The sequence below is a fragment of the Pedobacter sp. GW822-FHT03F06 genome, assembly GCF_058801365.1.
On record NZ_JBXANE010000001.1, the window covers coordinates 398,721 to 415,246 of the forward strand.

A 16,526-nucleotide genomic window follows, 5' to 3' on the forward strand; every position below is an offset into this window, starting at 1 on the left:
AACTGATACTGTATTTATCGCTTTGAGCTTTGCACCTTTGATTTAAGAAATGAAAAGACATGAAAGAAACAGGAACTGAACTAAACAAAGCGCATATTTCGAGTGGTTGGCTTAATGGGTTTATCGCCGTACTGATCTTTAGCGGCTCTATGCCAGCCACAAGGTTAGCGGTTATGGATATGAGCCCTATTTTTGTAACCGTTGCCCGTGCCACTATTGCTGCAGTGCTCGCAATGGGAGTATTAATTACATTTAGAGAGAAACGACCATCAAGCAAACATTTAATCTCACTGGTCATTGTAGCGCTGGGTGTGGTAATCGGCTTTCCATTGTTAAGTGCGCTTGCTTTGCAACACATTACCTCGGCACATTCTTTGGTATTTTTAGGCCTTTTGCCCATGGTTACAGCCGCTTTCGCAGTTTTACGTGGAGGCGAACGTCCTAAACCCGTATTCTGGTTTTTCTCAATTGTAGGCAGCCTTCTGGTGATTGGCTACGCCATTTATCAGGGAGTTAACGCCGAACCAACCGGCGATATTTTAATGTTACTGGCAATTGTACTATGCGGGCTTGGCTATGCAGAAGGTGCAAAATTATCTAAAACATTGGGTGGTTGGCAGGTAATCTCCTGGGCACTTGTACTCTCGCTCCCACTCATGTTACCCTTAATGTTCATTTACCAACCAGCTTCATTTGCTGAGGTGGGTACGGCTGCCTGGCTGAGTCTGGCCTATATCTCGCTCTTTAGCATGTTCATCGGATTTATTTTCTGGTATAGAGGGCTTGCACAAGGTGGAACTGCAGCAGTTGGACAACTCCAGCTTCTACAGCCCTTTTTTGGATTGGCCCTTGCAACGATCCTACTCCATGAAAAAGTAACTATGGGTATGCTAGCCATTACAATGGGCGTAATCCTTTGCGTTGCAGGCTCAAAAAAATTTACTAAATAACCCTATTGTACCCTTCAAAATCTAATAAAATGTTAACATCCAATAGTTTTAAGTTTGATGACCAAAGTGAGCAAATTGCCTTTATGAAGCGATATAGCTTTGCCACGATTATTACCAGCTACAATAATTTACCCATAGCCACTCAGTTACCTTTTGTTGTAAACGAGGTAAATGGAAAGGTCTTAATTAGCGGTCACTTTGCGCAAGCCAATGAGCAGGTAAAATACATTGAGCAGTATACATCACTTATTATATTCACTGAGCCACATGCTTATATCTCTCCCAGCCATTACGAAAAACACGAAAGTGTACCCACATGGGATTATGTTAGCATACATGCTTATGGTAAGGCCACTATTATTAGCGATGAAAAAGCTAAAGAACAAGTATTGAAAGAAATGATTCTCTATTACGAAAAGGAATACCTTGTACAATGGGATAGTCTTTCAGAAAAATTTAAACAGGGTATGATGCGCGGAATTGTAGCTTTCGAACTGGAAGTAAGCAATTTACGGGGAACGAAAAAATTAAGCCAGAACAAATCGGAGCAGGAACGTAAAAATATTGTAACGCATCTAGAAAACAGCAACAATGCTGTTGAAAGGGAGCTCGCACCATTCATTAAAAACCTAAGCCATAACCATGCAGATAGAAAATAGCACAATACATGATATAGCAGAAATCTTTCGCTTATATGAAATCGCAACGGATTTCCAGAAAACGAAATATAACGTTCATTGGCCCAAGTTTGAACTTTCGTTAATCGAAACAGAGATTAGGGAAAAAAGGCAATGGAAAATAATTATTAACGGACAGATAGCCTGTATATGGGCAACTACTTTTAGCGATCCTCAGATATGGGAAGAAAAGAATCTAGACCCAGCTATTTACATTCACCGCATTGCTACAAATCCCGATTTCAGGGGGCAGAACCTGGTGGGTGCAATCATAAACTGGGCAAAACAATATGCGAAAGAAAACGGCAAACGCTTTGTTAGATTAGATACTGTTGGTGAAAATGAAGGATTGATTCGGCATTACCAAAAATTTGGATTCGATTTTTTGGGACTATATGAACTCAGCAACACCGATCAGCTTCCTGCACACTATCATCATAAGCCAGTTAGCTTATTTGAGATGCCAATTTAATGCTGAATATAATATCATGCTCAAAAACCTTCAATTTGATAAAAGGTTTTTGAGCTTGTATTGCACGGTCAAGTAAATAATAAATTAGCCTCTTAGTGTATACACTCCAATAAAAAGCGGAAAGGATTTTCCTGAATTCCATTGGGGTATATAAAGGTTTTCGTCATTATTTACGCATACTTCGAAATACCGATTGCCCAATGATCTGATTATTGTAGTCATGATAAAGTTGTACCTGTTGCTAATACTCTAAACCATTATCAGGCACTTAAAAACAACAGGCTAAAGGCCGAAATGCATATCTACGCTACCGGAGGCCATGGTTTTGATTTAACAAACGCTACGAGAACCGATAAATGGCTTGAACAGTGCATGGATGACTGAATTGAAAATCAAAGCACCATAAGGTCCCTTCTACTGTGTAGCGGTAGTTTTTAAATAGGGATCAATAGGCTTATAGCTTTTAAGTCACCGATAAGGTCGATATTTCCATGCCGATCACATTATTTTATAAAAAAAATCATTTTTTCTCATTTAAATGCTGTTTATTATACTTTAGACTCAAAGAAACAGCATAATTAATTGATTTAAAATAAGTTGTCTAATAAAAAAATTAAATGACCAGAAAGAGAATAATCAATTTTTAACCTAAGCCGTATAAGTAGAAATACAGCTGATTAAATTTATGCAAAAGATGCATTTAAACGGCTTTAGACTGCATTAAAAATTAATATTAGGGGCATTTTTTAGTGCATTTTTTTAATTACTTTCGACCAAAAGAACCAAACAAACTGACACATTCGAACTACACAATAAATCAAACCTACTCTACATAGGTAGGTGATTTGTTATGCTAAAATTTATTAAAAGTGCTCAGCTTTTAATGAATTGTTAGATCCATGTTAAGCTACATATGGTTCCAACAAGTTATTTATGATTAAGGCTTTTCTGCTGTTTTTATTTAACGGGTTACTGGGATTAATATTGCTCTGCTCAGCAAATATTGCATTTGCACGCCATGAAATTAAAACCGTAATAAACGCAAGCTTTAACAATTTACCAATCGCTGTTCCTTTAAAAGCCAGCGCAATAACCATAAAAAAAATACCTGCAAGCAGTTACTCTAAACATTATATTGCTCCTGCCCCATGGCAATATTGGAGTAAGGCCAATGAAATTGTTATTACATCAGATATTGGAACTGTTACCGGAACAATATATAAAAGCGATGGTACTGTTGTTACAACTTTTAGTTGCGTTCAAGGAACGCCTTTTGTTTATCGCTTTACCGGACTACCTAAAGATGCACCCGAGCATGAATTAAATAAGGTACTGAGCGGGGCCGGATTAATAGTAGAGGCTACCGGATCTATTTCTGTGAATTTAAGAAATGTAGCATCAGATAATTTGGGAACTGATGGCACGGATACAGATATTAAGGGTAACGCCTCTCTTTTTAGCTTTGGTGATGCAGCAATCGGAACGTCCTTTCGCGTAGGTTATTATCGGGACGGTAATCTTGAGGGTAATGCTCATCCACCGATCTACAGCATTATGGCTATTGAAAATAATACGATTGTTAAAATAGCTGGTGTAGCAAAGGCAACGTTAAATGCCGGACAAAGTTATTTATTCAATGCCCCAATGGGAACCTTGGTAGAATCGTCGGGATCGGCGGTAATGAATACCGCGGCAGATCTGGATGCTCCCGGAGGCTGTGGAGACGGTGCTTATAATCCAATTCCGCCTATTGCCTCCTTAGGTAGAGAATATGTGGTGGTTAGAGGTGAGGGTAATACGACTGCAGAGCAAACTACTGTAATTGCTACTGAGGCAAACACCAGCTTTACCGTGATACATTTTGATCAAAATGGTGTTCAAAAAGGTACCACAACCTACAATTTGGCACAAGCGGGAGATAAGCAAACCTTTAATCATGGCTATCTGAGTAGCCCATATGACCCCGCAACTAATACGGGAAGATACTCTTCGACCTGGATTTCAGCAACAAAAAATATTGAAGTTTTTTCAGGCACAGCCGGCGCTTCTGGTGGCGCAGGTTGTGAAGTAGATGTGGCTACCTTAGTCCCAATATCCAGTTGCTCAGGATCAAAGCGAGTTGAAACCTCAAAGTTTACTGCTTATGTTCAAACTACTAACCTCGATTACTTTGGCTATATCATTACCAGTAGCGCCGATAGAATTTATCTTAATGCAAATGGCACTCCGCTTTACAATAATACAGATATAGAAACTATAGCAGGTATAGGCACTCGTAAATCCTTAGGTAGTACGGGCTTATCTCTAATTAGTTTTACACGTGCTAATATTGGATCGCCAAGTACAATTATAATAACAAGTTCCAGCAGGCTTACTGTTTCTATGGTACAGCAAAGTAATGCTTTTTCGATGTCTAACTTCATTTCACGTTTTCCCGAAAAGGGCGCTCAGCCTGTAGTATCACAAACCAACTGTGCATCGGCAACACTTACAGCAACCCCAAATGCTTCCAATTATCAATGGTACCTTAACGAAGTTCCGATAAGTGGTGCAAATACCAATACTTATGTGGCTAGTAGCTCCGGCAATTATTCGGTTAGTTATAGTTTAGATTGTGGGCTGAGTGCACCTTCTCTCCCAATAAAGGTTTCACTTTGTAATATCGACCGCGCCATTACCAAAACAGTTGATATCGCTTATCCGGAGTTAAACAGCAATGTAGTATTTACGCTTAAGGCCGAAAATTTAGGCGATGGCAATGCAGTTGGTATATCGGTTACAGATCTGCTTCCCAGCGGTTTTACTTATGTATCGAGCATAGCGCCATCGGGCACGAGTTACGATCCTATTTCGGGTATATGGACTATTGGCGATTTGGCCAGTAATGCCGGTATCTCCCTAAGCATCACCGCAAAAGTTGTAGCAACAGGAACTAATATTAACACCGCAACGATTACTGGCTCACAGCCTGATCAGGTAAGCACTAACGATCAGAGCTCGGCCAGTACCATAACTGGCTCTAATGATAGAGAAGTATGTGTAGGAACAGCTATGAACAATATTATTATCAATATCCCATCAGGCTCAAACGGTATTCAGGTTACAGGTTTACCAGCAGGAATAACTTACACCAATAGTTCATCTCCTAAAAAAGTTACCATTTCAGGCACGCCAACTACCGCAGGCCCACCAAAAACTTATATCGTTTCTAATACTACTGGAACTCCATTCAATACAACAGGCTCAATAACGGTAAATGGAAATGTAAGTACTCCTGCTTTTAACACCGGATTAACCGATAAACGCTGTGCTGGTACCGGAACTGATACCTATGTTGCGGCGGCAACAAATGCCACAAGCATAGTTTATTCCATTTTACCATTATCGGCAGGTATTATTGATGCAAACAGTGGAAAAGTAACCTGGGATAATACATTCGCAGGAACAGCAACTATAACAGCTACAGCAAAGGGCTGCGCGGAGAAAACAGCCGATTTTATTGTAATCGTAAACGGGCTTCCAAATTTAACATTGGGTGCCGAACCTGAAATCTGTCAGGGTTTTACCACATCATCACTCCCTTATACCAACGCTTTAAACAGTCCAACAACGTATAGTATTACCTGGAATACGCCAGGTTTTGATCCAGTTAGCAATCAAACTTTGCCAGCGGGAAATATTCCGCTTAACATTCCCGTCAATGCAGCATTGGGTATCCATTCTGGTGTATTGACCATTAAAAATGCGGCAGGTTGCAGTACTCAAATTAATTTCAACATTAAAATAAATCCAAAACCATTAGCACCACATGTGTCGGTGCAAACTAATTCACAATATTAATTAAACAAACAAAAAATCGTCCCCATGAACAATTCAATTACAAAAGCAATTTTAGCAATTACATTCCTGTTAATCTGCACATTTTCAACAGTATCAGCTCAGGTACTACCAACTACAAGCGGAGTTAGTCTTTTTTGCAAAGGATCGGACCTTACTTTACCCGCTGCCCCAGCTGGAGAAGACTGGATTGTTAAATACAGTGCAACGCAAACTACTACGCCAAGTACAGGGGTTACTTTAGTTTCCGGAAATAAAATCGCAGCGGCCGATTTAAACACGGGTTATTATTATTTAAGTTCTAAATCGACCACGCCGGGCTCCTGCGAATCTGAATTACAGGAAATTCCGGTATATGTGCTTAAACCTTTGGTTGTTGATTTTACACCAGCTAACTTTTGTCTAGAAAGTCCATTGGCCCAGGTTGGTGCTGTGACTAATCCTGAAGATCCAACAATTACATCATTGGCATATCAGTGGTATACGGTAACCGGAGGAGTAGAAACGGCTATTTCAGGTGCTACAGCAAAAGATTATACACCATCGGCTCCAGCAACTGTTGGAACAAAAACACATCGGTTAAAAGTAGGTTATGTAATTAATGGCAATAAATATTGTCCACAGTGGGCAGATCATGATGTTACGGTAACCGCTAAACCTGTAAAACCAACCATTACTCCAGGAACCATCACCGGAACGGCAACAGCAGTTACTTTCTAGGCTGATTTAGTTTTTCTGATGATTGTTGTATAAATGAAGCGAAGGATATCCTCCTTTCTGGCTTTGGCTTTGCTCTTGTTTTTTATTCAAACAGCGATGGGCCATATTGCTCCCTATGGGCGGCAGACCATTACGATCAGACAAGGATCGTCGGTGGTTTTGCGTGCAAATTCGGCAGGGGCTGCTATGTACATATGGTATAAGGATGATGTATTGGTAAACGGCCAAAACAAAGCAACACTTATCACCGCCACGGCCGGCATTTATAAAGTAGCTACAGTAAATCAATTTGGTTGTACATCCGATATCTCTGATGAAATAGAGGTTCTGGTATTGCCGCAGCTCATGGCGGATGTAGCCATAACAAAGCGATCAGAATCAAAGATTGTAGTGGGCGACCAGGTTTTTGACTATTATTTAAATGTTAGAAATAATGGTATAGATGATGCAAGCCAGCTCATGATTAAAGATGCGCTGCCTGATAACCTCTCTCTAGAAAACCTGGCCCAACCAACAGATGGAGTAGCGAGCTACGATCAGCTAAACCGAACCATTAACTGGAATATTCCCTTACTGGCCAATGGCAAGTTTGCAGAATTGGTCATTAAAGTAAGATCTAAACAATCGGGAATGGTGACCAATACCGCTACTGTAACCGCAACAGAATTTGATCCTAACCTGGCCAATAATACATCAACTGATAAAAAAGAGATTTCAGGTTTAAGAATACCAAATGTTTTCACGCCTAATGGGGATGGCAAGAACGACACTTTTTATATTGAACGCCTGGAATCTTTTGAATCGAACGAGGTAACGATCATTAACCGCTGGGGAAGCACGGTTTATCAATCCAATCATTATCAGAACGACTGGACTGCTCCGGGACTAGCAGATGGAACTTACTTTTATGTGGTTAAAGTTAGAAACGGATCAGCAACCTGGCAAGATTACAAAGGTTATGTAACCGTAATTAGGTAAATAAAACAAAATACAGACATGAACATTTTGAAAAGGATACTTCTTGTTTTGATCATTACGATATTATCCGTTAAGGTATTTGCGCAGCAAGATGCCCAGTTTGGGCAATATGTTTTTAATAACATGTACATCAATCCTGCATATGCGGGTTATAAGGAAGAGCTTTACCTACAGGCTTTTGCGAGAGCCCAATGGACTGGTGTTCGGGGAGCACCACAAACGCTTTCTATATCTGCCGACGAAGCGGTAAACGACGAAAGTTTAGGCCTGGGTATGATTGTAACCAAGGATAAAATAGGTGCACAAAATACGTTAAATGCATCGGCAAACTTCGCTTACAGGATAAAACTCGATCGCACCGAAACAAACATCCTTGCTTTTGGTTTAGGCGTAGGTGTAATTCAGACCTCCTTAAACGGCAATTTGTTAGATCCTATCGAAATGGGCGATAACCGTATCCCCAATGGATCAATAAGTCAGACCATGCCCGATATACGCGCAGGTATCCATTATTCAAATGAAAAGTTTTTTATCGGTTTTTCGGCAAATAACCTCTTGTCAAAAACCTTATCGGTATTTGACGATTACAATTCTTTAAACGTAAAAATTCAGCCTCATTTTTACTTGAGTGCAGGGGTTGCCTTACCAATAAATGATGATTTCGTTTTTAAACCAACCTTTTTAATTAAAGACGATTTACACGGGCCAACTTCATTAGATTTAAATGCCTTTTTACTTGTAAAAGAGCGTTTCTGGCTTGGCGCGGTGTATCGCACCTCGGTGAAAATTTATCCTAAAGAGAACCTGCAGCGCGGATTAACCAGTAGAGCGGCAGTTGGTTTCATCAGCGAATTGTTTATAAGATCTAACCTGCGTATTGGTTATGGTTATGATTACAGCCTCAATAAACTGAGCAATTATGATTATGGCTCGCATGAAATTTCAGTTGGCTATTATATCGAAACCAAAAAGAGCCGAAGACCAAAGTGTTATTTTTAGGTGTTAATCAAAAAATGCAATACTGGTCATTCATCGAACCAATGTATTACCATGCAATACCATAATCTTCACCATGGTTACTTGAGCCACCTTGCAAACTATTGTGCTTCCAATCAAAATAAATGGCATTGATTGGGCCACTGGTCCGTTCTGAAAAACTGAGTGTATAACCCATTTTTTTCAGTTCATTGCGCACCTCCTCTTTTGTATTGGTGTTTAATAAAATCTGACCAGGTTTTGGTGCTCTGTCGCTTGTTTTAGTACCACCCAGCGAAAGCCAAAGCTGATTGGTGTTAAAGTTAGCGGCTTCAGTTGCCCTTTGCACGTTCATACCAAACTCAGCCATGTTTAAAAAGAACTGCAGCAGATTCTGATCCTGGGTATCTCCGCCCTGAACTGCAGCGGATACAAATGGTTTACCATCTTTGATAAATAATGAAGGCGACAGGGTTACCCTTGGGCGTTTTCCCGGTGCAACAACATTGAAGGGGTTTAAAGTAGAATCGAGCACAAAACTTTGCATCCGCTGGCTCATCCCAATACCGGTATTACCGGCAATACAGGCTGGAAGCCATCCGCCACTTGGGGTAACTGATACCACCCAACCAGCTTTATCTGCGGCTTCTATCGATGTCGTTCCCCGCCATAAACGGTCTTCATAAATTTCTTTTGGCGTATTGTTACCTAGGTCGTGCTTCGGCGCAAAGTTACGCTTGGTTGTATCGGGGTTAAAGCCTCTACTTTTTAACAGATTTAAATAAGGGTTTTTCTTGCCTTCGTATGGGTAAGGATCGCCAGGGCCAGTGTTCGCATCATTTTTATCAGGCTGAATAAGCGAGGCCCTTTGTTTTGCATAATCTTTACTTAACAGACCTTTTATCGGTTCAGCAGGACTTTGATTAGGATCGCCATAATAAAAATCGCGGTCGGCAAGAGAAAGGTTCATCGCCTGATAAACAGTATGGATGTATTTTGAGCTATTGTAGCCCATCGCTTTCAGGTCGAAATTTTCTAATATATTCAAAGCTTGCAGTAAAACAGGGCCTTGAGTCCACTGTTTTAATTTGTATACTTTAATGCCTTTATAATCAGTGCTTAGTGCTTCTTCTTCGACTGGTTTCCATTTAGCAAGATCATCCATGGTAATCAATCCACCTTGTTCCTTACTCCCACGTACAAATTCCTTCGCAATGTCTCCTTTATAGAAACGGTCGTAAGCGGCCATTAATGCTTCTTGCCTCGAACTACCTTTTTTTAGTGCAGCTTGCTCTGCTTCAACCATTTTGGTTAGGGTGGCCAACAGGTCTTTTTGAATAAAAATCTCACCTGCTTCTGGCGCCTCACGTTTTTCGCCCAGATGTAGCAACAGCACTTTTTTACTGTAAGGCCAGGTTTTAATCAATTCTTTATCGCGCTCCATACTGTTTGCCGCCTGTGCTTCTATGGCATAACCCGCAGCCATGTGCATGGCAGGTGCCAGAACCTGCCCCAGGCTCATGCTACCATATTTACTCAGCATATAAATCAGTCCGCCGGGTGTACCTGGTGTGGTTGCGGCCAAAGGGCCGTATTCTGGCGGAAAACTATAACCTTTAGCTTTAAAAAAGGCAACAGTTGCTCCAGTTGGGGCAACACCCATTGCATTAATCGCGATCACCTTTTTTGTATTCGGATTGTAAATTAGCGCCTGTGTTTCTCCCCCCCAGCTTAAAGTATCCCACATGGTGCAAGTAGCAGCCAACATGGCACATGCCGCATCAACTGCATTTCCACCCTGCTGAAAGATTATCGACCCTGCTGTTGCTGCCATAGGCTTTCCGGTGATGGCCATCCAGCTGTTGCCATAAAGCATTGGCTTTTGTGTTTGCTGTGCAAATAAAGGGCGAAGAGAGAGTGATAATAACAGAAACAGGGCTAAATTTTTCATAGTTCCAATATAACTAAAATATCTACTATAGCAGTCCGGCGCCTGCACAACAACCCTTAATTCGGGGAATAAAACAAGCTTGTTACAAATTTAAACAGTACCCAAGCAGCTTTCCGTAGTGCACATCGTTAGCTTTTTCTAAATCCATCCAACCAGAAGAATGCAGGATGCTATTCTTATTTCTTTTTCTTGGGTTTCGGTTCAGGCAGTTCTGCAACCGTTATGCCGACGAGTTTTTTTAGCCAATCGCGATCTTCCAATTGTGCTTCGATTAGAAATTGATTTTTTGCCCCAGGATAAGGAGGTGCTTCCACAACATCTTTTATATACGCCCTTCCAGATAAAGTAGGCTTTATAAACAGCTTATTGTCGCACACCAATGCAAACAGTTTATCATCAAAATACAAGCCGTATTCGCCAAACATTTTTTTATAGCTAACCTTTCCGGAATAATCTATCTGATCTATTATAAAGTCTACGAATTTTTGGTCTGAGGCCATTTGTAAATTGATCTAATTGGAATACGAATAAGGCTAAATGAATAATCGATAAGCAGCTTTTAACTGTATTTAAGATAAAAATTCGCCAATTGCACTAAGATAAGCACAATCAACCATTAAATTAAACCTAAACGCAGACTAATCATTGGCTCATTGCTTTTCTTTTTGATTCTGGTTTGCAATAATGGGCTTAATCACTAAATTTGCCGCCCAAATGAACAATTGATAGAAGGAGTAAGATTGTTCTAAATGTTAAAAAAGAATAAAATGGAAGAAAACGATTTTGTTTCTATCTGGCTGGAAGAAACTGGAAATCCTGGAATTGAGAAACTGGCACAACTAAATCTTGATGTTGCCAATAAAACTACAGAAGTGCTTGCAGAAAAGGGCGCTACAGAAAACGATCTTGCTTCCATACTCGACATTAACCCTGATGAAATTAAACGATGGTTAACCGGCAGACATGTCTTTAGTATGAAAACTATTAACGAAATCGTTATTGCAATGGGCGAAATTACAAAAAGAGAACAGCTAGCTGATTTTCAATAACTTAACCAATTACACTTCAAGTCGTTATTAAGCGCTGATTTAAACCAATACGATCTTCTCTGAGCTTAATATATGACGATACAATGCTCAGCATGATTTCATGATAGCGGTTTGTAGTTCCGTTATCGGTGTTCACTGAAACAATGTTTGCGTCTTCAGTCTCAGCCTGGGTATAAACAATGCTAAAGGCGGTTGTTAATAGCCATTCAGGTAGATTTTCAGCACTCAACATTATCTTACAGTTGACCAAACAAACACCTGTTTCGCCCCCTTCTATGCTCATTTCATAAACTAAGGGCAACTCTATAATGCCAAAATCGGGCAGATCAACCAATACGTTTATTGTTTTTAACATATATTTTTTTCTCACAACAGCTATTATTTACCTGGTTATTGCCTGAGGTATTGGTTATGGTATAACGAAGTTGTTAAAAAAAGAAGGCCTTTAATTGGATTTAGAAGTATTTATTTGCGTAAACGTTTAAGTAGAAAAACCCTTAAACCGGCAAGTTAGGGCGTGGCAGCGCCTGACTATCCGAACTACAGCCGAAAGTTTAATTCCTGGAGCAGCCCTTAATTATTTATCTACTGTAGTTTCGTTAAAGTTCACGGTTTTGAGCTTACTTACATTCTTTTGTTCAAGTGCTTTTCCGGCATAACCTGGCTTATTTATACCCCATACCACATTACTGTTAAATAGACTGATGTATCCGGTATTTTCAAAATAAAAGCCTGCAATCGCACTTTTAACCAATCCCTCTACATTGCTTGGTCTACGGTCGTACACGCCGCCTTCTTCTTTTGTTGTTTTATCGAGATAAACACTAACCTGATCAAAATAGATATCTGAAATTTTATCGGGACTTTCGCCGCTGATGTACACACCACTTTCTCCAGTACATCGAATATTGCTGAAATAAATATTCTTAACCGCTCCTACCTTTCCCTTGGTTTGTCCTTTTGGTAAACGCCAGCCCGCATCTTTGTTGTTGCTGGTTGCTCTTGGGTAAGCAGTAATGTAAATGGGCTCTGCTTTACCCCACCATACATCCGAAAAAAGTTTGGATTCGATAAACAGGTTGGAAAAAATTACGTTGTTTACTGTACCCTCATCACGGTTTTGAATACCAATACCGCGGTTGCTTTTCCTGATATTACAGTTATTGATGAGCACATTACTAATCCGGTCCATATTTTCAGAACCTATTTTAATTGCGCATGAGCTGGAAGTCATGGTACAGTTGCTAATCACAATATTTTCGCAGGCACCATATTCTTCAAATTCCCGTCTGTTTTTTAAGCAGATACAATCATCACCTGATTCGATAAAACAATTGGTAATTCTCACATTTTTACTGTGATCCAGATCAATACCATCGCTGTTACGGATTTTAATACTATTTAAGAGTGTAATATTCGATATCGATACATCATTACAACCCACTAAATGAACCGTCCAATAGGCTGAATTCTGAAAAGTTACCCCATCTATATTCAGTTTATTACAACCGATTAAAGTAAGCAAATGCGGCCTAGGGTCTACAACATTAAAGGGTTTTAATACATATGAGTCACTAAGCTCCTCGCCCATAAACGAAATCCCATTTCCATCAATTACACCTGTTCCGCTGATGCTAATCTGTTCTAATTTTTCTCCTCCAATCCAGATGGTACCCTCGCCCTTATTTTCACGAAAGGCACTTTGGGTGTACAGTTTTTCATCTGGGCTGGCCAAAAGCTTAGCCCCACCTTCCACTCTTAAATCGATGAACGATTTTAAGTTAAAAGGACCAGTTAAAAACACATGACCAGCGGGTACAACTACCTGTCCCCCGCCTGCTGCTGCACAGACATCGATGGTTTTCTGGATAGCAGCTGCATCATTGGTTTTACCATCGCCTACCGCACCGTAGTTTTTAATATTGTATAATTTATTTTGAGCCATTGCGCCGAAAGAAATCAGCAGGGCAAAAAAGAACAAGGTTTTAAACTTCATTTTTAACATGTTATAAATAAATACATTGGCTATTTTACATAAAGCTTTACTTACCAAAAAACAGTATAAAGTGCTGCCAGGATTCCACAGATAATAACCGAGGCAATGGTAAAGGCCGGCGTAACCTTAAACATACTGCTATCAATTTCAAGTCCTTGCGGATTATCTTTACTTTTCGGATCGGTTAGTGTTACCACAATCATTAATGCTATTATAATCATAAACACCCACGACATTCTGTTTAAGAAAGGAATCGGTGCAATAGCTCCGTTGGTAACTGTAGGCAGGAATTTAAATAAAGTAGATAAGGGGATGGTTAATAATGCAGCGGTAAGTGCTGCACGCGACGTGGTTTTCTTCCAAAAAAAGCCCAGTAAAAAGATCGCAAAAACACCCGGCGAAATAAAACCGACATATTCTTGAATGAACTGATAAACCTGATCGAAACTACGTAATGCAGGCGCAATAACGATAGCAATCAGAGATGCAATAACCACAGACCACCGCCCAACTGAAACCAAACGTGTTTCTGAGGCTTCGGGTCTGATAAACTTTTTGTAAATATCAAGCGTAAAAATGGTGGCTATACTGTTACATTTACCAGCCAGAGAGGCCACAATAGCAGCAGTAAGTGCGGCAAAAGCAAGGCCTTTAATTCCTGCGGGCAATAAATTCATCAATACCGGGTAGGCATGATCAGGTTTAACTGTACCTGCTGCATCGAGCATTTCGGAATGAAAATAACCGCGTTGATAAAGCACATAAGCCGCAATACCAGGAATAACAACAATTACCGGTATGAGTAATTTTAAAAATGCAGCAAATATTAGTCCGTTGCGTCCAGTCTTTAAATCGGCTCCTAATGCCCTTTGAACGATATACTGGTTACAGCCCCAGTAATTTAAATTATTGATCCACAAACCACCTACCAGCACCGCAGTACCCGGCAGTTCGCTGTAGAATTTATCGCCTTTCGAAAATATCATATGAAAATGATCAGAGGCCTCACTGCGTAATAATGGAAGCGAGGCTAAAACACTTGGTGCATCTAATTTTTCGGATACGAGTTTAAGTGCCATATAACAAGTAATCAATCCGCCTGCAACTAGAACAAAAACCTGTATTACATCGGTATAACCAATTACCTTCATCCCCCCTAACGTAATGATAGCAGAAAAAATGGCCAGAAAAATGATGCATATATTAAAAGGAACGCCTGTAATCGTTTCAATAGCAATAGCACCAAGAAAGAAAATAGACGTTAAGTTTACAAACACATAAACAAGTAACCAAAAAACGGCCATCAGTGTACTAACCGTATTATTGTAGCGGTTAGACAGGAACTGTGGCATGGTGTAAATTTTGTTCTTGATATAAATGGGTAAAAAGAATATGGCTACAATAATTAATGTGGCGGCTGCCATCCATTCGTAACTTGCAATGGCAAGTCCCATAGCAAAACCCGAACCCGACATGCCAATAAAATGCTCGGCAGAAATATTAGAAGCAATGATAGATGCACCAATTGCCCACCAGGTAAGCGAGCCTTCTGCCAAAAAATAATCCTTAGTATCTGTACGTTTCTTTTTTTTGCTCCGATAAACCCAATAACCGTATGCCGAAACAATAATAAAATACATCAAAAAAACAGCATAATCGAATGCAGACAGGTGGTTCATATGGATTTTTTATATTTGGTTTTTTTAAAAATCAGAAAAAATCCCAATGTTGGGGGCTAAATTAGATTATTTAATTACGTAAACGTTTTCGCCTAACCTGTTACAATAACATAGATTACCTTTGTTAACAGCCTGTCGATTCTCGCCTGATCAACACCGATTTCAGTATTATATTCTGTTCATCGTCCAGTTGTTTATTATTGAGAATTTTGAACAGGCATTTTGCTGCTTCACGCCCGATTTCGAAAGCTGGCTGCGAGATTGTGGTAAGTGAGGGGCTCAACAGTTTTGCGGTACTCAGGTTCGAAAAGCTCAGTATTTTCACATCATCCGGAATCTTTTGGCCCATTTCTCTGCAGGCGCAATAAGCAGGAATAATAAATTCTTCAATAGAAGAAAAAAGTGCATCGGGCTTATACTCCCTAAGCAGCCACTTTATATGTTGCAGATTAAGTTCTTCGTCATCTTGATATTTAATAACAAGCTGTTCGGCAAAATCAATATCATGTGCTTTAAGGGCATCACGATAACCTGCAAACCTGGCCTTACCAGCAGGAAGATTTTCCAATCCGTATAAATACGCAATTTTGATACAACCGCATTCAATTAAATGCTCAGTCGCCTGAAAAGCAATTTCGTAATCATCGGTAGTTACTTTAACTGCATCCAGATTTTCATAAACACGGTCAAAAAATACCAATGGAATTTTCTTAACCAGGTTAGTGTAATATTCACTGTTATACTCACTGCTAGACACAGATGTAAGAATACCATCTACCCGCCCATTTAATAAACTGTTGGTGAAAGCCACCTCCGATTCTATATTCTCGTGAGTTTGATAAATAAGCACATGATAACCGTATTGCCTTGCAATTTCTTCGATTCCTTTGATGGATAGTGAGAAAAAATTATTGGCCACACAGGGAATAATCACCGCTACTGTTTTAGTTTTATGGCTCCGAAGGTTACTGGCAGCAGGATTAGGCGTATAATTTAATTCTTTGGCCAAGGTCCACACCCTGTTTTTAGTTTTTAAACTGATCTCATAACTGTCATTGAGGGCCTTAGAAACGGTTGCGATGGAAATATTTAATTCCTGAGCCAACCGCTTAATGTTCACTACTTCCGCCATGTCTTAAAAATTTGTTTAGTTAGTTTTTTCAGAAGAAAATGCCCATATAACACCTTAGTTGGCGTGCAATAGGTCAAAAGCTCCTTTTCACCAGCATCTTCATCAAAAAC

At 39.9% G+C, this 16,526-nt stretch carries 14 protein-coding genes; 8 read left to right on the forward strand and 6 right to left on the reverse strand.

The features are described 5' to 3' along the window. Positions 1–59 precede the first annotated feature (59 nt). The 7 genes from AC1RJ8_RS01575 (at position 60) to AC1RJ8_RS01605 (ending at position 8,633) form a co-directional block, all read left to right on the forward strand. Entirely contained in the window at positions 60–950 is an 891-nt protein-coding gene (locus tag AC1RJ8_RS01575) for a DMT family transporter (protein ID WP_492952092.1), read from the forward strand. 29 nt (positions 951–979) lie between these two features. Next, on the forward strand, positions 980–1,609 hold the full coding sequence (locus tag AC1RJ8_RS01580; protein WP_492952091.1) for an FMN-binding negative transcriptional regulator: 630 nt from the start codon (positions 980–982) through the stop codon (positions 1,607–1,609). After that, a complete protein-coding gene (locus AC1RJ8_RS01585; protein WP_492952090.1) occupies positions 1,593–2,099 on the forward strand; it encodes a GNAT family N-acetyltransferase in 507 nt (168 codons plus the stop codon). The genes AC1RJ8_RS01580 and AC1RJ8_RS01585 overlap by 17 nt, the downstream gene beginning before the upstream one ends. Positions 2,100–3,032: 933 nt before the next feature. Beyond that, positions 3,033–5,939: a hypothetical protein gene (locus AC1RJ8_RS01590; protein WP_492952089.1), complete on the forward strand. Its 2,907-nt coding sequence runs from the start codon at positions 3,033–3,035 to the stop codon at positions 5,937–5,939. A gap of 24 nt (positions 5,940–5,963) precedes the next feature. Beyond that, a complete protein-coding gene (locus AC1RJ8_RS01595) occupies positions 5,964–6,656 on the forward strand; it encodes a hypothetical protein (protein WP_492952088.1) in 693 nt (230 codons plus the stop codon). 33 nt (positions 6,657–6,689) lie between these two features. After that, the gene (locus AC1RJ8_RS01600; RefSeq protein ID WP_492952087.1) at positions 6,690–7,634 is read left to right on the forward strand and encodes a T9SS type B sorting domain-containing protein; all 945 of its coding nucleotides are present in this window, start codon (positions 6,690–6,692) and stop codon (positions 7,632–7,634) included. Positions 7,635–7,652: 18 nt separating this feature from the next. Continuing rightward, positions 7,653–8,633, forward strand: coding sequence for a PorP/SprF family type IX secretion system membrane protein (locus tag AC1RJ8_RS01605; protein WP_492952086.1), 981 nt, complete (start codon positions 7,653–7,655; stop codon positions 8,631–8,633). A gap of 46 nt (positions 8,634–8,679) precedes the next feature. Here AC1RJ8_RS01605 and AC1RJ8_RS01610 read toward each other — a convergent pair whose 3' ends face one another. Then, a complete protein-coding gene (locus AC1RJ8_RS01610; RefSeq protein WP_492952085.1) occupies positions 8,680–10,560 on the reverse strand; it encodes a gamma-glutamyltransferase family protein in 1,881 nt (626 codons plus the stop codon). A gap of 176 nt (positions 10,561–10,736) precedes the next feature. After that, positions 10,737–11,060 carry a TfoX/Sxy family protein gene (locus tag AC1RJ8_RS01615; protein WP_492952084.1) on the reverse strand — a complete coding sequence of 108 codons (324 nt, stop codon included), beginning with the start codon at positions 11,058–11,060 and terminating at the stop codon, positions 10,737–10,739. 267 nt (positions 11,061–11,327) lie between these two features. Between AC1RJ8_RS01615 and AC1RJ8_RS01620 the strand changes: the two genes are divergently transcribed. Next, positions 11,328–11,609, forward strand: coding sequence for a hypothetical protein (locus tag AC1RJ8_RS01620; protein ID WP_492952083.1), 282 nt, complete (start codon positions 11,328–11,330; stop codon positions 11,607–11,609). Between the two features lie 16 nt (positions 11,610–11,625). Here AC1RJ8_RS01620 and AC1RJ8_RS01625 read toward each other — a convergent pair whose 3' ends face one another. The 4 genes from AC1RJ8_RS01625 to AC1RJ8_RS01640 form a co-directional block, all read right to left on the reverse strand. Next, on the reverse strand, positions 11,626–11,964 hold the full coding sequence (locus AC1RJ8_RS01625; protein WP_492952082.1) for a hypothetical protein: 339 nt from the start codon (positions 11,962–11,964) through the stop codon (positions 11,626–11,628). 222 nt (positions 11,965–12,186) lie between these two features. Then, entirely contained in the window at positions 12,187–13,605 is a 1,419-nt protein-coding gene (locus AC1RJ8_RS01630; protein ID WP_492952081.1) for a glycoside hydrolase family 28 protein, read from the reverse strand. Between the two features lie 50 nt (positions 13,606–13,655). After that, the gene (locus AC1RJ8_RS01635; RefSeq protein ID WP_492952080.1) at positions 13,656–15,284 is read right to left on the reverse strand and encodes a sodium/sugar symporter; all 1,629 of its coding nucleotides are present in this window, start codon (positions 15,282–15,284) and stop codon (positions 13,656–13,658) included. 124 nt (positions 15,285–15,408) lie between these two features. Then, positions 15,409–16,416: a LacI family DNA-binding transcriptional regulator gene (locus AC1RJ8_RS01640; RefSeq protein ID WP_492952079.1), complete on the reverse strand. Its 1,008-nt coding sequence runs from the start codon at positions 16,414–16,416 to the stop codon at positions 15,409–15,411. Positions 16,417–16,526: the final 110 nt, after the last annotated feature.